Source organism: Cellulomonas persica (assembly GCF_007989825.1).
GTDB classification, from domain to species: Bacteria; Actinomycetota; Actinomycetes; order Actinomycetales; family Cellulomonadaceae; genus Cellulomonas; species Cellulomonas persica.
Genome location: NZ_BJUA01000006.1, coordinates 119,671 through 140,675, shown reverse-complemented (window position 1 = coordinate 140,675; position 21,005 = coordinate 119,671). Strand labels below are relative to the sequence as shown.

The following is a 21,005-nucleotide window of genomic DNA, read 5'->3' as shown; positions in this document are numbered from 1 at the left end:
ACCACCCGCCGACCCGCCCGCACCCCTGACCCCACGACGGAGACCGCCACATGACCCCCGAGCAGAGCGCCTGGTTCGCCGAGACGTTCTCCGCCCTGACCGAGAACGTCGGCCGAGTGCTGCTGGGCAAGGAGAGCACCGTGCGCCTCGCCCTCACGGCGATGATCGCCGAGGGGCACCTGCTGCTCGAGGACGCCCCGGGAACGGGCAAGACGTCGCTCGCCAAGGCGCTGGCCGCCACGGTGCAGGGCACGCACCACCGCATCCAGTTCACGCCCGACCTGCTGCCGTCGGACGTGACCGGCGTGACGATCTACGACCAGGGCACGGGTCGCTTCGAGTTCCACCGCGGCCCGGTGTTCGCGTCGGTCGTGCTGGCCGACGAGATCAACCGCGCCTCGCCCAAGACCCAGGCCGCGCTGCTCGAGGTCATGGAGGAGGGCAACGTCACGGTCGACGGCGTCACGCACCCCGTGGGCCGCCCGTTCATGGTCATCGCGACGCAGAACCCGATCGAGCAGGCGGGCACGTACCGGCTGCCCGAGGCGCAGCTCGACCGGTTCATCATCAAGACGAGCCTGGGGTACCCGGACCGGTCGTCGACCGTCGAGATCCTGGCCGGGGCCAAGGACCGCACGCTCGGCCTGAGCGCGCGCATCACGACCGAGGCCGTCGGCACGATGGCGGACCTCGCGCAGACGGTGCACATCGACCCGGTCGTGCTCGACTACGTCGCGCGCATCACCGAGGCGACGCGCGACGACAGCCAGACCGCGCTCGGCGCGAGCGTGCGCGGCGGGCTCGCGCTCGTGCGCTGCGCGAAGGTCTGGGCCGCGTCGCAGGGCCGCGAGTACGTGCTGCCCGACGACGTGAAGGGCCTGGCCCAGCCGGTCCTCGCGCACCGGCTCGTGCTGGACGCCGAGGCCGAGTTCGCGGGCGTGACCGCGACCGACGTGCTGGCCCGCCTGCTCGACCAGGTCGCACCCCCGGTGCTGCGGGCGGTCTGACGTGCGGATCTCGGGCGTCGGCTGGGGGAGCGCGTTCGTCGCGCTCCTCGGCCTCGTGCTGGGGCGGATGCTCGGCTGGGCCGAGCTCGCCGCCCTCGGCGCGGGGCTCGTCGGCGTCCTCGCGGTGTGCCTGCTCATGACGATCGGCCGCGCACGCTACGCGGTCACGCTCGACATGGCGGACAACCGCGTGAAGATCGGCGAGCGTGCGGTCGGTCGCATCGAGGTGCGCAACGCCGCGCGTCGTCGTTCGCTCCCGTCGCGGCTCGAGCTGCCCGTGGGCGCCGGTCTCGCCGAGCTCGCGGTGCCGTCGCTCGCACCCGACGCGACGCACGACGAGCTCTTCGCGATCCCCACGGCCCGGCGAGCGGTCGTCGTCGTCGGCCCGGTCCGCTCTGTGCGCGGCGACCCGCTCGGGCTCGCGCGCCGCAGTGTCCTGTGGACCCGGCCGGTGGACCTGTACGTGCACCCGGCGCTCGTGGCGCTCGGCGGGGCGAGCGCGGGCCTGCTGCGCGACCTCGAGGGCCAGTCGACGCGCGACCTGTCGGACTCCGACATGTCGTTCCACGCGCTGCGCGACTACGTCGCGGGCGACGACCGTCGGTACATCCACTGGAGGACCACGGCGCGTCGCGGCAAGCTCATGGTCAAGCAGTTCGAGGACACGCGGCGCACCCAGACGGTCCTCGCGCTCGCGACGGACCCCCTCGACTACGCGCACGACGACGAGTTCGAGCTCGCGATCTCGGCGGTCGCGTCGATCGGCGTGCAGACCCTGCGCGACGAACGCGACCTCGAGGTGCTCGCGGGGCCCGGCTCGCTGCGGGTGCGGACGCCCCCGATGCTGCTCGACGACTGCTCGGGCCTGGAGCTCGACCCGGCCGGTGCGGACGTGACGCTGCTCGGACGCCGCGTCGTGCGCGAGGTGCCGCAGTGCTCGGTCGCCGTCCTCGTCACCGGCTCGGTGCCCTCGGACGCCGACCTGCGTCTGGGCAGCCGGCACCTGCCGGCGGGCACGCGCACACTCGTCGTGCGGTGCGAGCTCGGCGCCGAGGTGGCGGTGCGGACGCAGGGCGTGCTCACGCTCGCGACGCTCGGCTCGCTCGACGACCTGCCCCGGCTCTTGCGGCGGGCGGTCTCATGACCGCGACGCTCGACCGTGCCGCACCGGCCCGCGCGGCGCAGGCACCCGTGCGCACCCGCGCGGCCGCGCGCGCCCGCCGACGCCCTCTGGCGCTCGGGCTCGTCGACGCGACGGTGCTGGTCGCCGTGCTCGCGCTCGTGCTCGCGCCGCTGCTCGAGGTGTACGGCGGGAACGCCGCGCTGCCGGCGATCGCCGGGGGGCTGCTGCTGGGTGCCGGGCTCGCGCTCGTCGGGGCGTGGCGCCGCTGGACCGCGCTCACCGTCGTCGCTGCCGCGCTCGTGACGTACGGGCTCGTCGGCGGACCGCTCGCGGCCCCGACGACCACGGTCGCGGGTGTCGTCCCGACGGCCGACACGGTCCTCGGGCTGGCGCGCGGCGCGGTCACCTCCTGGGCGCAGGTCGTCACGCTGCAACCGCCGGTCGGCTCGGGCGGCACGCTGCTCGTGGCGGCTCTGCTGCTCGCGTTCGTCGGGTCCCTGAGCGCCGTCGCGGTGGCGGTCCGCGCGCCGGGTCGCTGGGCGGCCGCCGCCGCGCTCGTGCCCGTCGGCGTCCTCGTCGTCGTGATCCTGCTCGGCGTGCGGTTCCCGCTCGTGCCGCCGGTGTGGACGGGCGTCGTGCTCGGTGCGGTGCTCCTGCCGTGGGCCGCGTGGCGCGCGGGCGGGCTGCGTCCGCGCCGCGTCGTCGCGCTCGCGACCCTCGCGCTCGTGGGCGTGGCGTCCGCGTTCGGGGGTGCGCCCCTCGTCCTGGACGACGAGCCGCGTTACGTGCTGCGCGACGAGATCGTGCCGCCGTTCGACCCGCGCGACTACGCGAGCCCGCTGTCGGGCTTCCGCGAGTACGTCAAGCGGCTCGACGAGACCACGCTGTTCACGGTCGAGGGTCTCGGTCAGGGCGGGCGCGTCCGGCTCGCGACGATGGACCGCTACGACGGCGTGGTGTGGAACGTGGCGGGCGACGGCTCGGCGCAGAGCTCGGGGGAGTTCCGCCGCGTGGGTGACGAGCTCCCGGCGAGCGTGCGCGGCGAGCGGCGCACCGTGCGGATCACCATCGACGCGCTCACGGGTGTCTGGCTGCCCACGGTCGGGCACGCGACGGGGTTCGACCTCGGGCGCACGGCCCCGCAGCTGCGCTTCAACGACGCGACGGGCGCGGCGGTGCTGACGGGTGGCCTCCGGAGCGGCCTGACGTACGAGCTCGAGACGATCGTGCCGGCGGTGCCGACGGTCGACGAGATCGGGACGGCCGCCGCCGCCGACGTGCTGCAGCCCGACCTCGCCGGGGTGCCCGAGGTCGTCGGAGTGACTGCCGCGGACGTCGCGCGCGAGGCCGGGCACGCGGTCGAGGTCGCCGACGCGATCGCGTCGTGGCTCATCGAGGAGGGCTACTACAGCGACGGACTCGACGGTCAGACCGCGTCCCTGTCGGGCCACGGCGCGGACCGCATCGCGAGCCTGCTCGCCGACGACCTGATGATCGGCGACGGCGAGCAGTACGCCGCGGCGATGGCGCTCATGGTGCGCTCGCTCGGGCTGCCCGCGCGCGTCGTGCTGGGCTTCGTGCCGTCGGCTGAGGACGTCGCGAGCGGCGAGCCCGTCGCGGTGACCGGCGCGGACGTGCAGGCGTGGGTCGAGGTCGCCTTCTCGGGTCACGGGTGGGTGCCGTTCGACGCGACGCCGCCCAAGGAGAAGACGCCCGACAAGAGCGACGCGCCCGAGCAGAGCGACCCGAAGCCCCAGGTGGTCCAGCCGCCGCCGCCCCCGCCGGGTGCGGTCACGCCGCCCGACGACGACACCGAGCAGCCCGCCCCCGAGCCGCCTGCGCAGGAGGACGACTCCGCCGCGCTGTGGCGTCGGGTCGCGCTGCTGACCGTGGCGTTCGGCGTGCCGGCGATCCTGCTCGCGTCGCCGTTCATCGTGGTGGGCGTGATCAAGGCAGGACGGCGTCGTCGTCGCCGCCGGCGTGGTGATGCGGTCACACGTGTGGCCGGCGGGTGGGACGAGGTGCTGGACGAGGCGACCGACCTGCGGCGGCCGGTCCCCGCGACCGCGACGCGCTCGGAGTCCGCGCGCGTGCTCGCCCTCGCGTTCGCAGGCGACCCGGCGTCCCGACGACGCGCGTCGTCCGACCGCGTGGTCCAGCAGGTCGACACGCTCGCACGGCACGCCGACCGCGTCGTGTTCGGCCCGGGCGAGCCGGACGCCACGCAGGTCGCGCAGTACTGGTCCCAGGTCGACTCGACGCTCGCGACCATGCGCGCGTCGGTGAGCTGGCGCCAGCGCCTGCGCACACGTCTGTCCCTCGCGTCGGTGCGTGCGCGCCGACGCACCCGCAAGGACGTCGCCCCGGCGACGCGCCCGGTGCGGTCCGGCAGCACGAGGCGCCGGTCGCAGCAGGTCTCGCGCAAGGAGTCACGGTGAACCGACGGTCGGTACCGGCAACGGCCACGGCCGGTGCCGCAGGGCTCGGGCGCCGCGCGGCGGCGGTGTCCCTCGACGTGGCCCTGGCGCTCCTGGCGGGTGGCTGGCTCTGGGTCGTCCAGGGCGTCTCGACCCTGACCGCCGACGAGCAGGGGACGCACACCGTCGGCCCGTCGTGGCTCGCGCTCGCGTGCGGCGGCCTCTCGCTCGCGCTCGCCCTGCTGCAGTGGGTCCTGCACGGCCGTCTCGGCTGGACCGTCGGGCGACGCCTCCTGGGGATCCGCACGCTCGACGCGCGCACCCGGCGTCCCATCGGGATGGCGCGCGTGCTCCTGCGAGGGCTCGTCGTGGCTGCGGGCTCGCTCGCGCTCGGCGTCGGGCAGATCGTCGTGCTGCTGTCCCCGCTGTTCGACCACTCCGGCCGCTCGCAGGGGTGGCACGACCGGGCCGCCCGGGCCGTGGTCGTCGACCTTCGTCGCGCCGGTGCCGGTGCGGTCGCGGCGCCCCCGCCGCCCCGCCCCGACGTGGTCCGTGCGGCCTCGACGGTCTCGTGGCGTGCGCCGGCGGGCGAGCCGACCACCCCGCCCCCGCCTCCGCCGGCGTCCGCACCCGGCGAGGCGCCCCTGGCCGGGGCTGTGCCCCTCGTCGCCGCCGTGCCCGTCCCGGCACCGCCGGTCCCCGCGCCGGTGACCGGTCCGATCACCCGCCCGCTCGTCCTCGCCCCGCTCGCGCAGCACCGCGCGGGCCCGGACCTCGACACGCGTGCGCTGCCGCTCGTGCCCCCGCCGCCGCCCTCGACGAACGGCTCGACCGCAGCGAGCAGCGCGGTCGCGACGAGTGCCCCGGCCGCGCTCGTCGACGCCTCCGCGGTGCCGACGCCCGAGCGCGACGTGCTGGTCCAGCCCGTGCCGCACGCGTTCGGCGACGACGAGGACCTCGAGACCACCCGCCGTGCGCTCCCGCCGGTCCCGCCGCCCTCGCCCACGCCGACGCGCATCACGGCGGCCGTGCTCGAGATCAGCGACGGGCAGCGCGTCGAGGTGCGGCACACCGCGCTCGTCGGGCGCAACCCGGCTGCGGCGACGGACGGCGTCCAGCTCGTGCGCGTCGTCGACCCGGGCCGGTCGGTGTCGAAGACGCACCTGCAGCTCGCGGTCGAGCACTCGGGTGTCTGGGTCGCCGACCGTGGCTCGACCAACGGGACGGTCGTGACGCTGCCGGACGGGGGCCAGGTCATCTGCCCGGTCGACCAGCCCGTGCGCCTGCGCCTCGGCTCGGTGGTGGTGTTCGGCGACTGCGCGATGCGTCTCGTCGAGATGTCCTGAGCTCAGGTCTCCGCGCCGGTTCCGGCCCCGCGACGGGCGGTCGGAGCCTAGGCTGACGGCATGGCGAACAGCCGCCACGCTGCGCAGATGCAGCTGGTCGAGGTGGACGAGCTCACACCGACGTCGGTGGGAGCCCGCCCGACGGCGCTGCCCGGCGGGGACGCGGGCGTCCCCGCCGACGTCCCGGCCGTCGGCACGCTGCCGGACCAGGCCGCACCCGACGACCGTCCGGGTGAGCGCGCCGAGCAGGGCGGCGGTCCCGGACCGGGGGCGCAGCGGCGCCCCCGGTGGCGTCGAGGGCTCGTCGCCTGGGGCGCGGCGCTCGGCGTGGTCGTCCTGACCGTCACCGCGCTCGGCGCGGTCGACGAGGCCCGGCGCACCGACGCCTACGAGCGCGCGGCGGGCATCCCGGGGCTGCTGACCCCGCTCGACGGTCCCGTGCACGTCGCGTGGCGCGCGGCCGCCTCGTCGGGCGAGGGGACGGTCGTCGTCGCGGACGACACCGTCGTGGTCGTCCAGCAGGACGCGAGCGGCGGCAGCCTCGCGGGGTACGACGCGGCGTCGGGTGCGCACCGGTGGACCACGCGGGTCACCGGTCCGCCGGCGGCCACGGAGCGCGGCTGGCTGCAGTGCCCGAGCTGGCGCGAGGGGCGCGTGAGCGGCCTCGTGCTGTGCGTGACGGACCTGGCGATCCCGGTGTACGGCGACGCCGCTGCGGTCGACCCGGATGCTGAGGACCCGCTCGGGCTGCGGGTGGTCGCGCTCGACGCCGCCACGGGCCGCAGCGTGGGGGAGTGGACGCAGGACGGCGACGTCGCGGGCTACGGCCGGGTCGACGACGACGTGGTGGTCGCGGTGACCGACGCCGAGGGGCACTCGCTCGTCCAGCGGCGCGACGGTCGCACCGGGGACGTCGCGTGGACGTACCAGTCCGACGAGCGGCTGTCGGGAGCGCTCGCGATCGAGCGCGCGACGTTGGACCTGACGGACAGCGTCGCGGTGCTGCGCGGCGCCGAGCTGGTGGTCCTGCGGCTCGACGACGGCGAGCCCCTGGTCGCGGAGGCGCGCGGGCAGGCGGTCGCGCTCGTCCCGTTCCGCGACGGCTACGCGGCGTGGACGCCCGCGCGCGGCGGGTGGCTGTACGACCGCGACGGGATCGAGGTCGCCGCGCTGCCCGCGGTGCCGTCGACGCTCGCGATCGACGACGGGTCGGCGCAGGACGTCGTCGTGCTGTCCACGGGCGTCGCGGTGCGCGGCTTCGACATGGCCACAGGCGACGAGCTGTGGTCGCTCAGCACGCGCTCCACGCCTCGTGCGGTCGTCGACGAGACGCTGCTGGTCGCCGACGGCGGCCGCTGGGCGGGGTACGACGCCCGCACGGGGCTCGCGCTGTGGTCGCACGAGCTCGAGGCGCCGGACTGGCCCGCGCTGACCGACGGCTCGCTCGTCCTGACGCCGGTCGAGGACGGGGGCCGGGTCACGCTCGTGGCCCGCGGGCTGCGCGACGGTGCGCAACGCTGGCAGGTGGGTGTCCCGCCGCAGGTCACGCGCCTGGCTGCGGTCGGCGGGCTGCTCGTCGGCCGGACCGACGAGGGGATCGTCGTCCTGCGCCCCTGACGGGCCGCGCGCGGTCGACACGTGGGCGCGCTTGCCCCGCGGACCGCGCGGGGGAGTATGGTGACCGACGTGCTGAGCACGACGGGCGTGAGCCTCCTCCTTCCGTGCCGCGGCGGGGCCTTCTAGGCCGGACCCCTGCCGCGGTGTCGTTCTGCGCCGGCTGACCACACGCCGAGAGAGAACCCGCGAAGGAGCAGTACCCCATGAGCGTCACCCCCACGAGCTCGAGCTATCAGCACACGAGCCCGCAGCAGCCGTCGGGCATGCCGATCCACAAGTACCGGCCGTTCCACGAGATCATCAAGGTCGACCTGCCGGACCGTCGGTGGCCGGACGCGCGCATCACGAAGGCCCCGCGCTGGTGCGCGGTCGACCTGCGCGACGGCAACCAGGCCCTGATCGAGCCGATGAACCCGGCCCGCAAGCTCGAGATGTTCGAGCTGCTGGTCGACATGGGCTTCAAGGAGATCGAGGTCGGCTTCCCCGCGGCGTCGCAGACGGACTTCGACTTCGTCCGGATGCTCATCGACGAGGGCCGGATCCCGGACGACGTCGTGATCCAGGTGCTGACGCAGTCGCGTGAGCACCTGATCGAGCGCACGTACGAGGCGATCGCGGGCGCCAAGCAGGCGATCGTGCACCTGTACAACTCGACCTCCACGCTGCAGCGCGACGTGGTCTTCCGCTCCGACGAGGACGGCATCGTCGACATCGCGGTCTCCGGTGCGCGCTTCTGCAAGAAGTTCGAGGAGCTGATCCCGGGCACCGAGGTCTACTACGAGTACTCGCCCGAGTCGTACACGGGAACCGAGCTGGAGTTCGCGCTGCGGATCTGCAACGCGGTGCTCGAGGAGTGGCAGCCGACGCCCGAGCGTCCGGTGATCGTCAACCTGCCGGCGACGGTCGAGATGGCGACGCCCAACGTGTACGCCGACTCGATCGAGTGGATGAGTCGCAACCTGCGCTACCGGGACGCGGTGGTGCTGAGCCTGCACCCGCACAACGACCGCGGGACGGCCGTGGCCGCCGCGGAGCTGGGCTACCTGGCGGGCGCCGACCGCATCGAGGGCTGCCTGTTCGGCAACGGTGAGCGCACCGGCAACGTGTGCCTGGTGACGCTGGGCATGAACCTGTTCAGCCAGGGTGTCGACCCCGAGATCGACTTCTCGGACATGGACCGCATCCGGCGCACGGTCGAGCGCTGCAACCAGCTGCCGGTGAACGAGCGCCACCCCTACGGCGGCGACCTGGTGTTCACGGCGTTCTCGGGCTCGCACCAGGACGCGATCAAGAAGGGCCTGGACGCCCTCGAGCAGCGCGCCGCGGCGATCGGCAAGACCGTCGACGACGTCGTGTGGGCCGTGCCGTACCTGCCGATCGACCCGAAGGACGTCGGCCGCTCGTACGAGGCGATCATCCGGGTCAACTCCCAGTCCGGCAAGGGTGGCATCAGCTACCTCATGAAGTCGGAGAAGGACCTGGACCTGCCGCGTCGGCTGCAGATCGAGTTCTCGCAGGTCGTGCAGCGGCACACCGACCAGCACGGCACCGAGGTCACGGCCGACGACCTGTGGCGGATCTTCGTCGACGAGTACCTCCCGGTCGAGGCCGCGAAGGTCGGCACCGCCGCGCAGGACTTCGGCGACCTCGTCCCGTGGGGTCGGTTCTCGCTGCAGGGCACGCGCACGACGAGCGCGCAGGACGGCCCGGACACGCTCTCGGTCGACCTCGTGGACCGGGGTGAGGTACGCACGCTCGAGGGCTCGGGCAACGGCCCCGTCGCCGCGTTCGTGGACGCGCTCGCGCAGATCGGCGTCGACGTGGCGGTCCTCGACTACGCCGAGCACGCGCTGTCCGAGGGCGGCGACGCCACGGCCGCCGCGTACGTCGAGTGCGCGATCGGCGACGACATCCTGTGGGGCGTCGGCATCGACCCGTCGATCACGACCGCGTCGCTCAAGGCCATCGTCTCGGCGATCAACCGCCGGCTCCGCTGACCTGCCGACCGGCTGGCTTCCGGTGCCCACCGGTAGCCCGGCCGAGCCGACTCCCCGGGGCGACCCACCGTCGTCGTCCCCGGGCGGCGCGCAGCACACCACCGCGGCGACCCCGTGCGGCGTGCGCGTGCGCGACCCTGCGTCGCCGGTGCTCCCACCGAGCCGTCTCCCACCACCCCACGGGAGCACGACGAGCGTGGCGTGGCACCGGCGCCGCGGGCCCGGCCGGAGGGTCGGGCGACGGTGCGTGGGCGGTGTGGGGGAGGATGGGCCCGTGAGCCTCTACCGCGACGAGGCGATCGTCCTGCGCACCCACAAGCTGGGGGAGGCGGACCGGATCGTCACCCTCCTGACCCGCCGGCACGGCAAGGTGCGTGCGGTGGGCAAGGGCGTGCGCCGGACCACCTCGCGGTTCGGCTCGCGGCTCGAGCCGTTCATGCACGTCGACCTGCAGCTGTCGACGGGCCGCAACCTGGACATCGTCACGCAGGCGGAGACGATCGGCCCGTACGGCCGCGCGCTCGCGGGTGACTACTCGCTCTACACCGTCGGCACGGTCATGCTCGAGACGGCCGAGCGCCTCGTCGACGCCGAGCACGAGCCCGCGCTGCAGCAGTACTGGCTGCTCGTCGGCGGCGTGCGGGCGCTCGCGACCCGCGAACGCGCCCCGGGTCTGGTGCTGGACTCCTACCTGCTGCGCGCGCTCGCGGTCGCGGGCTGGGCGGCGAGCTTCCACGACTGCGCGCGCTGCGGTGAGCCCGGGCCGCACCACGCGTTCAACGTGCAGTCGGGTGGTGCCGTGTGCCCGTCGTGCCGTCCGCCGGGCTCGGCGTCGCCCGCACCCGAGACGTTCGCGCTCCTGGCGGCACTCCTCGCGGGCGACTGGGGGGTGGTCGACCGCAGCGCCGAGCGGCACCGGGGGGAGGCGGCGGGCCTCGTCGCCGCGTTCAGCCAGTTCCACCTCGAACGCCGCCTGCGCTCGCTCCCGCACGTCGAACGCGTCTGACGGCCTGCTCAGCGGGACGGGAGCAGGTGAGGTCGCCGCATGGCACGGCGCGACCTGCGCGAGCGGCACAATGACAGCGTGCCCGCACCTCAGCCCCCGTTCCCGCACCCGTCCGGCGCGCGCCCGCCGGCGATCCCGAAGCAGTTCGTGCCGCGGCACGTCGCCGTCGTCATGGACGGCAACGGGCGCTGGGCCAACGCGCGCGGTCTGAGCCGGATCGAGGGGCACAAGGCCGGTGAGGCCTCGCTGCTCGACGTGGTGGCAGGGGCGATCGAGATCGGGGTCGAGTACGTCTCGGCGTACGCGTTCTCCACGGAGAACTGGAACCGGTCGCCCGAGGAGGTGCGCTTCCTCATGGGCTTCAACAAGGACGTGCTGCGCCGCCGGCGCGACGAGATGAGCTCGTGGGGCGTGCGGGTGCGCTGGGCGGGCCGCCGGCCCCGGCTGTGGCGTTCGGTGATCGCCGAGCTCGAGACCGCCGAGCAGCTCACGAAGGACAACACCGTCTGCACGCTGACGATGTGCGTGAACTACGGCGGGCGCGCGGAGATCGCGGATGCCGCCGCGGCCCTCGCGCGCGACGTGCAGGCCGGGCGCCTCAAGCCCGACCGCATCTCCGAGAAGGTCTTCGCCCGGTACCTCGACGAGCCCGACCTGCCGGACGTCGACCTGTTCCTGCGCTCGTCGGGCGAGCAGCGCACGTCGAACTTCATGATCTGGCAGGCGGCCTACGCCGAGCTCGTGTTCCTCGAGGAGGCGTGGCCGGACGTCGACCGGCGCCACCTGTGGCGCGCGATCGAGGAGTACGCCCGCCGAGACCGGCGCTACGGCGGGGCGGTCGACGCACCCGTCACCTGACGCGTCGCGTACGACGAGGGGTGGACGCCCCGGGCCTGCGGCACCGACGACGGGCGGACGCCGACCGACGGACGCGAGACCGCCGAGGGACGCCCTGCGAGGGTGTGCGCGACGAGCCTGGTCGCATGAGTCACACGGCCACGAACCCGCTCGTCCCGACGACGACCGCGCACGACCCGCGCCTCGCGGCCCGCGGGCTCGTGAAGCGCTACGGCCCGACGACCGCCCTCGCGGGCGTCGACGTGGACCTCGGCGAGGGTGAGGCCCTCGCGATCATGGGCCCGTCCGGCTCGGGCAAGTCGACGCTGCTGCACGTGCTCGCCGGCATCCTCGTGCCCGACGAGGGCACGGTCCGCCTGCGCGGCCGACGCGTCGAGGGCCTGTCCGAGCGCGAGCGGTCGCTGCTGCGCCGCGGGCGCTACGGCTTCGTGTTCCAGCACGGTCAGCTGCTCTCGGAGCTCACCGCGCTCGAGAACGTGGCGATCGCCTCCATGCTCGACGGCGAGCCGCGTGCCTCGGCCCAGCAGCTCGCGGCGCAGTGGCTCGCGACGCTCGGCGTCGCCGGCGAGCAGGACCGACGGCCGGGGGAGATGTCAGGCGGGCAGGCGCAGCGGGTGGCGGTCGCCCGCGCGCTGGTCACCCGGCCCGACGTCGTGTTCGCCGACGAGCCCACCGGATCGCTCGACCAGGCGACCGGGCAGGAGGTCATGCGCATCCTCGTGGAGTCGACGCGCGCGGTCGGTGCCTCGCTCGTCGTCGTGACGCACGACGCGAGCGTGGCCGCGTGGTGCGACCGCCGCATCGACGTGCGCGACGGGCTCGTCGTCGCCGGGCAGGGACCGGTCTGCGGAGCCGCGCCCGTCGCAGGCGTCGGACACGCGGGCACGACGAGCGTGCGGACGACGAGCACGGCGCAGGACCGGGTGCCGGCGTGAACCCCGTGCTCGCGCTCGCGCCGCGGTTCGGCCGCGCCACGGGCCGCGACGGTCGCACGACGACCGCGCTCGCGATCGTCGCGTTCGCTCTGACGACCGCGCTCGCCACGAGCGTGCTCGCTGCGACGCTCGGCTTCGTCGAGCGCGCCGCGCACCCGACGAGCGGGGTCGAGGAGCGGCTCGGGGACACCTACGTGCTGCTCGCGTACGTGGCGACCGTGCTGCTCGTCGTCCCGCTGCTGACCCTGGGCGGCGCGGCGGCGCGGCTCGGCGTCGCGCGTCGCAACGACCGGTTGGCGACGCTGCGGCTGCTCGGCGCGACACCGCGTGAGGTCGTCGGGCTCACGCTGGTCGAGACCGCGACCCAGGGGATCGTCGGCGCGGTCGCGGGCACGGTGCTGTACGTCGCGCTGCTGCCGGTGTGGACGTCGGTCCCGTTCCTCGGGCGCACGTTCACCGCCGACGAGCTCTGGGTCGGTCCCGGTGTGCTCGCGCTCGTCTGGCTCGGGGTGCCGCTGCTCGCGGTCGCGAGCGGTGCGGTCACGCTGCGCCAGGTCGTCGTCTCGCCGCTGGGCGTGGCGCGGCGGGTGCGGCCACCCGCGCTGCGGGCCGTGCGCGTGGTCGTGGCGGTGGTGGCGTTCGCCGGGTTCGTCGTCGTGTCGATGTTCCTGCAGGCGTTCGCGGCCGCGGCCGCCGCGATCCTCATCGGGGGCCTCGCGCTCGCGTTCGCGGCGGTGAACGCGATCGGCCCGTGGCTGCTCGGCGTCGCCGGGCGCCGACGGCTGCGCAGGGCCCGCACCCCCGAGGACCTGCTGGCGGCGCGCCGCCTGCTCGACGACCCGCGTGCGGTGTGGCGCGTCGTCGGCGGGCTGTCGCTCGCGTCGTTCGTCGCGGGTGCGCTCGCGGTGGTCCCGGTGCTCGCGGAGCAGAGCGCGGGCGACGCCGACACGCGGCTGCTGATGCAGGACATCCTCACGGGTGCGCTGCTCACGCTCCTGATCGCGTTCCTGCTCGCCGCGGCGTCCGCGGGGATCGCGCAGGCCGCCTCGGTGCTGGACCGCCGGCGTGAGCTCGCGCTCGCGCACCTCGCGGGCGTGCCGACCGAGCTGTTCGACGCCGTGCGCCGGCGGGAGGTGCTCGGCCCGGTGCTCGCCGCGTCCGTCGGGTCCGCCGGGCTCGCCCTGGCGTTGTTCTTCCCGCTGTTCGGGCTCGCCGCGCTCACCGCGCCCCAGGGCCTGCTCCTGCTCGCCGTGAGCCTCGGGGCCGGCGTGCTGCTCGTCCTGGCGGCCACCGAGTCGTCACGGCCTCTGCTGCGCCGCGTGCTCGCCGACCCGGTCGTCCGGGCGGACTGACCACGAGCGGACCGACCAGGAAGCGGACCGATCAGGATCGGACTGGTCAGGAGCGCCGCGCGCGCAGCACCGCGTCGTGGACCGTGACGGTCTCGCCCTGGTGCGTCGTCGCGTGGCGGGGGACCGACGCCGCGACCTCGACGACCCAGCCGTCGTCGAGCCCGGCGAGCTCGTCGCGCACCTGGTCCGCGCCCGGGAACATGCCGGGGTCGTGCGGCCGGCCGAGCGGCGCGGCGAGGTCGAGCGCGTCGTGCTGCACGAGCAGCAGGGTCCCACCGGGGGCGACATGGGAGGCGGCGCGCGCCACGAACCCGCGTCGGGCGTCCGGAGCGAGGTGGATGAAGTGGGACGTCACGAGGTCGTACTGCGCGTCGTCGTCCCAGGTCGCGACGTCCGCCTGCACCCACGTCACCTCGACGCCGGCCTCGGCGGCCGCCTCGGCCCCGCGGGCCAGCCCGGTCGCCGCGAAGTCCACCGCGGTCACGCGCCAGCCCTGCTGCGCGAGCCACACCGCGTCGCGACCCTCGCCGGCACCGAGGTCGAGCGCCGTCCCGGGAGACACGTGCGCGGTCTGTGCGACGAGCGCGGCGTTCGGCCGGCCGCTCCACACCGCGGGCGCCGAGCCGTACCGGTCCTCCCAGCCCGCGGCGTCGAGCGACCACGCCGAGCGGTCCCGCCCGTCGTCGCTCGTGGTCCGGTCCCGCCACCACGCGACGGCGTCGCGTGCGTCGAGCTCGACGAGCTCCGCGTTGAGCTGCGCGGCGACGGTCGCGCCCTGGGCCGCGGACGTCAGGACGGTCGCGACCGGGTCGGTCGCGTTGCCCGCGACGCGCACGCCGGGCACCGTGGTCGCGCCGTAGGCATCGGCCGGGACCGCGGTGGCGAACCGGATGCCCGCGCGCTCGACCGGCTCGGGGACCAGCCCGAGCGGCGCCAGGTGGTCGGCGTTCGCGACGAGCGTCGTGCGCACCACGAGCGCGTCGGCCGCGAGCGTCTCGCCCGCGTCCGTCCGTACCGCGGTCAGCGCGTCGTCCTGCACGACGAGCTCGGCGACCCGGCCGTGGGCGACACGGACGCCGCGGGCGGCGAGGCGCGCGGCCTCGTCGGCCGGCAGGCGGTCGTCGCCGCGCACGAGCGTCACGTGGGGCGTCCACTGCCGCCACAGGAGCGCGGCCTGCACGCCGAGCGGACCGTTTCCGGCGACGACGGCGAGACCGTCGCCGACCTCCGCACCGTGGCAGTACGGGCAGTGCAGCACGTCGCGCCCCCAGCGCTCGGCGAGCCCCGGCACGTCGGGCAGGACGTCGCGCCCGCCGGTCGCGCTCACCACCGCGCGGGCCCGCTCGGTCGTGCCGTCGTCGAGCTCGACATCGAACGCGCCGAGGCTCCCGCGCACAGCGACGACGCGTCCCCAGCGCAGCACGCCGCCGTAGCCCTCGACCTCGTCGCGCCCGTGGGCGAGCAGGGCGCGCGGCGGGACGCCGTCGCGCGTGAGGTAGCCGTGCGCGTGCGCGGCGGGCGCGTTGCGGGGCCGGGCATCGTCGACGACCAGCACCCGGCGTCGTGCGCGTGCCAGCACGAGCGCCGCGCTCAGGCCCGCCGCGCCGCCGCCGGCCACGACGACGTCCCACGCGCCGGCGCGGTCGGTCCGCTCGTCGGGCCACTGGCGCTCCGCGGCAGCCGGCGTCCCGGCGTCCCGGACGTGCGCGTGGTCGTGGGCCTGCTCCATGGCGCTCTCCTCGCTCCCCGCGGCCGGGTCCCCGGCCGCCGTGTCCTGCGTCAGGTGGACCGTCTCCCGGTGCGCCGCCGCGTGGCAAGGATCGTTGCCGGAATGGCAAGGTGGCCGCGTGAGCGACGACGTGCTGGCGGGTGTGGGACCACGACTGCGTGCGCTGCGCCAGCGCCGGGACCTGACGCTCGCGGCGCTGGCGGGGGAGACGGGGATCTCCGTCAGCACGCTGTCGCGCCTCGAGTCGGGACAGCGGCGGCCCACGCTCGAGCTGCTCCTGCCGCTCGCGCGCGTGCACCAGGTGCCGCTCGACGAGCTCGTCGGCGCGCCGCAGACGGGCGACCCGCGCGTGCACGCGCGACCGTTCGAGCGCCGCGGCGCGACGTACGTGCCCCTGACCCGGCGGCCCGGCGGGCTGCGCGCGTACAAGCTGGTCCTGGCCCCGGACTCCGCGGAGCGCACGCTCGAGCCCCAGGTGCACGAGGGCTACGAGTGGATGTACGTGCTGTCGGGTCGGATCAGGCTCGTGCTCGGCGAGCACGACCTGGTGCTGAGCGAGGGCGAGGTCGCCGAGTTCGACACGCGCACGCCGCACGCGTTCGTCAATCCCGGCCCCGGCCCGACCGAGCTGCTGACGCTCTTCGGCCCGCAGGGCGAGCGCATGCACGTGCGGGCGCGTCCGCGCAGGTCCGAGCGCTGAGCGCGCCCTGCGTGTCGGGGGTCGGTCCTACGGTGTCCTGCATGGGACTCACAGTGGAGATGGTCACGTTCGACACGACGGACGCGGTCGCGCTGGCGACCTGGTGGGCGCGCCAGCTCGGCGGCGAGGTGCGCGACGAGGCGGACGGCTGGTTCGTCGTCGCGGCCGACGTCACGGGCGTCGCGCGGGTCGGCTTCCAGAAGGTCGACCAGGTCACGCCCGGCAAGAACCGCGTGCACCTCGACCTGTCGGCGACGGATGCGAAGGCGGAGATCGACCGGCTCGTCGCGGACGGTGCCACGTACGTCGAGGCGCACACCGAGGGCGGGTTCAGCTGGACGGTCCTCGCGGACCCCGACGGCAACCAGTTCTGCGTCTCGCAGCACTGAGCGGCCGAAGGACACCTGTGCAGCGGGCCGGGGCGTGACGCGGCCCGCCCGGGACGATCGGATGCCGGGCCCCCGGCGTCCGACCGGTAGCCTGGGCGCGCTCCGTGCCGCGTCGGTCCCGACGCGTGCGGACTTCGGTCACACCCCAGCCCGCAGCACCCAGCGGCGGGCGCTGAACACCTGGAGAGCACCGCCGTGGCAGCACCTTCGCGACTGGATTCCGTCGTCTCCCTCGCCAAGCGGCGAGGTTTCGTCTTCCCGAGCGGCGAGATCTACGGAGGCACCCGCTCCGCGTGGGACTACGGACCCCTCGGCGTCGAGCTCAAGGAGAACATCAAGCGCCAGTGGTGGCGTGCGATGGTCACGAGCCGTGACGACATCGTCGGCCTGGACTCGTCCGTGATCCTGCCCCGCCAGGTCTGGGTGGCCTCGGGCCACGTCGGCGTGTTCACCGACCCGCTCACCGAGTGCCTCAGCTGTCACAAGCGGTTCCGCGAGGACCAGCTGCTCGAGGAGTTCGAGGAGCGCAAGGGTCGTGCGCCCGAGGGCGGCCTGGCCGGCGTGCCGTGCCCGAACTGCGGCACCAAGGGGGAATGGACCGAGCCCCGCGACTTCAACATGATGCTCAAGACGTACCTCGGCCCCGTCGAGGACGAGTCCGGCCTGCACTACCTGCGGCCCGAGACCGCGCAGGGCATCTTCGTGAACTTCAAGAACGTCTACACCGCCGCGCGCATGAAGCCCCCGTTCGGCATCGGCCAGATCGGCAAGTCGTTCCGCAACGAGATCACGCCCGGCAACTTCATCTTCCGCACGCGCGAGTTCGAGCAGATGGAGATGGAGTTCTTCGTCGAGCCCGGCACCGACGAGACCTGGCACCAGTACTGGATCGACTACCGGACCGACTGGTACGTCGACCTGGGCATCGCGCGCGAGAACCTGCGGCACTACGAGCACCCGCAGGAGAAGCTGTCGCACTACTCGAAGCGGACCGTCGACATCGAGTACCGGTTCGGGTTCCAGGGCAGCGAGTGGGGCGAGCTCGAGGGCATCGCGAACCGCACCGACTTCGACCTGTCGACGCACACCGAGCACTCGGGTCAGGACCTGTCGTTCTTCGACCAGGGCAAGAACGAGCGCTACGTGCCGTACGTGATCGAGCCCGCCGCGGGCCTGACCCGCAGCCTCATGGCGTTCCTCGTCGAGGCGTACGCCGAGGACGAGGCCCCCAACACCAAGGGCGGCGTCGACACGCGCGTCGTGCTCAAGCTCGACCCGCGGCTCGCCCCGGTCAAGGCCGCGGTCCTGCCGCTGTCGCGCAACGAGCAGCTCTCGCCCAAGGCGCGTGACCTCGCCGCGGAGCTGCGCAAGAACTGGAACGTCGACTTCGACGACGCCGGGGCGATCGGTCGCCGCTACCGCCGGCAGGACGAGATCGGCACGCCGTTCTGCATCACGGTCGACTTCGAGACGCTGGACGACCAGGCCGTCACGATCCGCCACCGCGACGACATGACGCAGGAGCGCGTCTCGCTCGACCAGGTCGCCGCGTACCTGGCGCCCCGCCTGCTGGGCGCCTGACCCGGCACGACGAGGGCGGCGGCACCAGCACCGGTGTCGCCGCCCTCGTCGTCCGGCCTCGGCGGTCTCGCCGACCCCGTCCCTCGGCCGAGCCCCAGCCCCCGCCCGCTCGTGGTCCCGCTGCCGAGTCAGCGTCGGCGCGCTCGCGACACGCCGAGCGGCGACTCAGCCGAGCGCCTCGCGCACGTCCGCGAACAGCCCGGGCGTCGCGCCCGTCTCCTCGCACTCGTCCTCGGTCAGCCCTTCGCAGCCAGGCACGAGCACGTCACCGTCGGGCGAGACCCAGACGTCCGTGCTCAGCGTGTCGAACAGGCCGGACGCGTCCGTCGCGACGTACGCGTAGACCGCGCGCTCGCCCCGCCGCACGGTCGGCAGCTCGACCGGGAGGTCGCCGCCCGCGCTCGCGGAGACCGACCAGACGAAGGCCCGCCACGCACCGTCCTGCGGGGCGATCCCGACCGCGACGAGGGCGCGCACCCCGGGGAGCGAGACCTGCGTAGCGCCGGCAGAGGTCAGGTCGAGCTGACGCGGTTGCACCTGCGGGAGCGCCTGGTCGACGAACAGGGTGGGCACCAGGGCGTCGGCGGTCCGGTCGGGCAGCTCGAGCCACACCCGCCGGCCCTCGACGTCCCCGAGGTCGAGTCGCACGTCGTCGGCCCACTCGACGGCCGCCGTGATGCCCGGCGCGGCCTGCTGCGCGGCCGGCTCGCCCGACGGCGGCGTCACGCCCGCACCGAGCGACACGCCGTCCATGTCCACGCCGCGCTCGGCGAGCGCGGCCACGAGCGCCGCGCCGCCGTCGGGCTGGTCCGCGAGGCAGTCCCCGTGCAGCGCGGTGCACTTCCCGGAGCCCTCGACGACGTCGCGCGCCGGCACGCCGTCCTGGACGTAGAAGACGAGTGCGTCGCGGACGGTCGTCAGGTCGACCATCGCGACACCCGCGTCGAGTGCGACCGCGTAGACCCGCGCTCCGCTCCCGGCGGGGTCGGCGAACGTCGGCACGTCGAGCGCGTGCACCAGCTCGCCGCCGACGCCCTCGACGCCGCGCGGCAGCCAGAGCACCACCCGACCCTCGGGCATCCAGCGTGGCACGGCGCCGGCCAGGAGCCGGACGTCGTCGTTCATGTCCCAGCGCAGCGACCCGGGGTAGTAACGCTGGGCGGGGAAACGGTCGGCGGAGTCGTCGTCGGACCAGGCGAAGACGCTCGCACCGTCCAGCCCGGCGACCGACGCCCGCAACCCGTGGGTCGCCGGGACCTCGAAGACGGCACGCGCGGTGCGCAGCTCGGCGTCGCTCACCGGCGCGAACGTGACGGCACCCGGTTCGTCGTCGTCCCACGTGCGCAGGACCCGCAGGCCCGTGTCCCAGCCGGTGCCCGTCGAGCGCGCGAGCGAGGTCGTCGCGTGCACGCCCTGGGCGAGCGTCGTCGTGGTGGCGACCGGCGCCTGGGGCGCGGCCGTCAGCGCGGCGACGGCCGCGGCCAGGCCGGGCACGTCCTCGACCGTCGGGCACCGCGGGGCGGGCAGGTCCTCGCACGGTGCCTGGACGACGCGCCCGTCGCTGCCCACGAACACGATCCCTGAAGTGCCCTCCTGGATCGCCTGGGCCACCGACGGCTCGCCGAGCGCGGCGGCGAGCAGCTGCCCGTCGGGTGCGGCGAACGTCGGGAGCTCGACGGCGACGGTCGGCCCGTCGTCGGTCTCGAACCCCGACGTGCTCCACAGCAGGACGTGGGGGTCCCGCAGCGCGGTGGGCACCACGACGAGCTCGCTCCACCTGCCGCCCTGCACCTCGCTCCCGAACCGGACCCCGTCGGCGACCGACGGGGTCCCCCAGGTCCAGACGCCGCCACCGAACCCGTCGGCGCTGCCGTCGGAGGACTGGCGGGTGTAGGAGGCGGCCCCCTGCTGCTGGTCACCCGTGGGTCCGACCGCCAGGAGCAGCCGGTGGTCGCGGACGGTGAGCCCCAGGTCCATCTGCCACGTCGCGGCGTCGACGAGCGTGTTCGTCCGGTGGTCGGGTGCGCGCTGCGGAGCCGGGCGGTTCGCGGCGACGAGACCGTCGGCGACCTCGACCACCCGTTCGTCACCGAACGGACGCGCGACCTGCGTGGGCGACGTCGACTGCGCCGGGTCGGGCGTCTCGGTCCGGTGCTCGGCGAGGTTCGCGCCGAGCACCGCGACCGCGGCGACGGCCAGGGCGCCGCCCGCCACCCGGGCCGCGGTGCGGCGGCGGACGTGGCGGTGCGCGGAGGCCAGCAGGGCGTCCGGGTCCAGGGTCATGAGCGGGGTGGTCCGCTCGGCGCGTGCGGCGAGCTCGGGGTCGGGGCGCAGGTCGGTGCTCATCGCGCATCCTCCTGGCTGGTCTCGGTGGTGAGCGCGGCCCGCAGCGTGGCGAGGCCGCGCGAGGCGGTGGACTTGACGGTGCCGAGGCTCACGCCGAGCTCGGCGGCGACCTCGGCCTCGGGGAGGCCGACCATGTGTCGCAGCACGACGATCCGGCGTTGCCGCGCACTGAGCAGGGCGAGCGCCCGCACGAGCTGGTCGCGGTCCTCGGTCCGCGCGTGCTCGTCGGTGCCGACGCGCACGTGGTCGCTCTCGGGCAGGTCCTCGGGTGCGGTGAGGACCTCGCGGCGGCGGCGTCGCCAGGTGTCGACCCGCAGGTTCGCGAGCACGCGACGCGCGTACGGCAGCGGGTCGTGGGTCCGGGTCCAGGCGGCATAGGTGCGCACGAGCGCCTGCTGCGTCAGCTCCTCGGCGCGGTGCGCGTCGCCGCACAGCAGCCAGGCCGTGCGCAGCAGGTCGCCGCCGTGCTGGGCGACGAACGCGGAGAACTCCTCGTCGATCTCGGCGCGGGTGCGCGCCCCGCGCGGTCGGGCGGCGACGACGGTGAGGGACTCGACGTGCGAGGAGTCGTCCTCGTCGCGCATCCCGGCTGTCATGGTGGT

The 21,005-nt window shown here is 74.9% G+C and carries 16 protein-coding genes; 13 read left to right on the top strand and 3 right to left on the bottom strand.

All coding sequences use genetic code 11. From position 1 onward, the window contains the following. Positions 1-50: 50 nt before the first annotated feature. The 10 genes from CPE01_RS07715 (at position 51) to CPE01_RS07670 (ending at position 13,658) form a co-directional block, all read left to right on the top strand. The gene (locus tag CPE01_RS07715) at positions 51-1,007 is read left to right on the top strand and encodes an AAA family ATPase (RefSeq protein WP_146806066.1); all 957 of its coding nucleotides are present in this window, start codon (positions 51-53) and stop codon (positions 1,005-1,007) included. A 1-nt stretch (position 1,008) separates the two neighbouring features. Further along, a complete protein-coding gene (locus CPE01_RS07710; RefSeq protein ID WP_146806065.1) occupies positions 1,009-2,151 on the top strand; it encodes a DUF58 domain-containing protein in 1,143 nt (380 codons plus the stop codon). Next, positions 2,148-4,568, top strand: a complete 2,421-nt coding sequence (locus CPE01_RS07705; protein ID WP_146806064.1) for a transglutaminase domain-containing protein — start codon at positions 2,148-2,150, stop codon at positions 4,566-4,568. Before CPE01_RS07710 ends, CPE01_RS07705 begins: the two co-directional genes overlap by 4 nt. Next, a complete protein-coding gene (locus CPE01_RS07700) occupies positions 4,565-5,893 on the top strand; it encodes an RDD family protein (protein ID WP_186811461.1) in 1,329 nt (442 codons plus the stop codon). Before CPE01_RS07705 ends, CPE01_RS07700 begins: the two co-directional genes overlap by 4 nt. A 60-nt stretch (positions 5,894-5,953) precedes the next feature. Beyond that, entirely contained in the window at positions 5,954-7,510 is a 1,557-nt protein-coding gene (locus CPE01_RS07695) for an outer membrane protein assembly factor BamB family protein (RefSeq protein WP_146806062.1), read from the top strand. 203 nt (positions 7,511-7,713) lie between these two features. Beyond that, the gene (leuA, locus tag CPE01_RS07690) at positions 7,714-9,507 is read left to right on the top strand and encodes a 2-isopropylmalate synthase (RefSeq protein WP_146806061.1); all 1,794 of its coding nucleotides are present in this window, start codon (positions 7,714-7,716) and stop codon (positions 9,505-9,507) included. Between the two features lie 274 nt (positions 9,508-9,781). Then, positions 9,782-10,513 (top strand): DNA repair protein RecO, encoded by a 732-nt coding sequence (recO, locus tag CPE01_RS07685; protein ID WP_146806060.1) that lies wholly within the window; start codon positions 9,782-9,784, stop codon positions 10,511-10,513. A gap of 39 nt (positions 10,514-10,552) precedes the next feature. Beyond that, entirely contained in the window at positions 10,553-11,371 is an 819-nt protein-coding gene (locus tag CPE01_RS07680; protein WP_146806059.1) for an isoprenyl transferase, read from the top strand. Between the two features lie 125 nt (positions 11,372-11,496). Then, a complete protein-coding gene (locus tag CPE01_RS07675; protein WP_146806058.1) occupies positions 11,497-12,306 on the top strand; it encodes an ABC transporter ATP-binding protein in 810 nt (269 codons plus the stop codon). Continuing rightward, on the top strand, positions 12,303-13,658 hold the full coding sequence (locus tag CPE01_RS07670; protein WP_186811460.1) for an FtsX-like permease family protein: 1,356 nt from the start codon (positions 12,303-12,305) through the stop codon (positions 13,656-13,658). Before CPE01_RS07675 ends, CPE01_RS07670 begins: the two co-directional genes overlap by 4 nt. A 46-nt stretch (positions 13,659-13,704) precedes the next feature. On the opposite strand, the gene CPE01_RS16740 is transcribed toward CPE01_RS07670, so the two are convergent. Further along, positions 13,705-15,387 (bottom strand): SAM-dependent methyltransferase, encoded by a 1,683-nt coding sequence (locus CPE01_RS16740; protein ID WP_146806057.1) that lies wholly within the window; start codon positions 15,385-15,387, stop codon positions 13,705-13,707. 118 nt (positions 15,388-15,505) lie between these two features. On the opposite strand from CPE01_RS16740, the gene CPE01_RS07660 reads away from it, so the two are divergent. The 3 genes from CPE01_RS07660 (at position 15,506) to CPE01_RS07650 (ending at position 18,057) form a co-directional block, all read left to right on the top strand. Then, positions 15,506-16,087: a helix-turn-helix domain-containing protein gene (locus CPE01_RS07660; RefSeq protein WP_246783803.1), complete on the top strand. Its 582-nt coding sequence runs from the start codon at positions 15,506-15,508 to the stop codon at positions 16,085-16,087. A gap of 41 nt (positions 16,088-16,128) precedes the next feature. Then, entirely contained in the window at positions 16,129-16,476 is a 348-nt protein-coding gene (locus tag CPE01_RS07655) for a VOC family protein (RefSeq protein ID WP_146806055.1), read from the top strand. 195 nt (positions 16,477-16,671) lie between these two features. Then, positions 16,672-18,057 carry a glycine--tRNA ligase gene (locus tag CPE01_RS07650; protein WP_146806054.1) on the top strand — a complete coding sequence of 462 codons (1,386 nt, stop codon included), beginning with the start codon at positions 16,672-16,674 and terminating at the stop codon, positions 18,055-18,057. A gap of 165 nt (positions 18,058-18,222) precedes the next feature. Here CPE01_RS07650 and CPE01_RS07645 read toward each other — a convergent pair whose 3' ends face one another. Together CPE01_RS07645 and CPE01_RS07640 are read right to left on the bottom strand one after the other, a co-directional pair. Further along, entirely contained in the window at positions 18,223-20,403 is a 2,181-nt protein-coding gene (locus tag CPE01_RS07645) for a hypothetical protein (RefSeq protein WP_146806053.1), read from the bottom strand. Further along, a complete protein-coding gene (locus CPE01_RS07640) occupies positions 20,400-20,999 on the bottom strand; it encodes a SigE family RNA polymerase sigma factor (protein ID WP_146806052.1) in 600 nt (199 codons plus the stop codon). Before CPE01_RS07640 ends, CPE01_RS07645 begins: the two co-directional genes overlap by 4 nt. Positions 21,000-21,005: the final 6 nt, after the last annotated feature.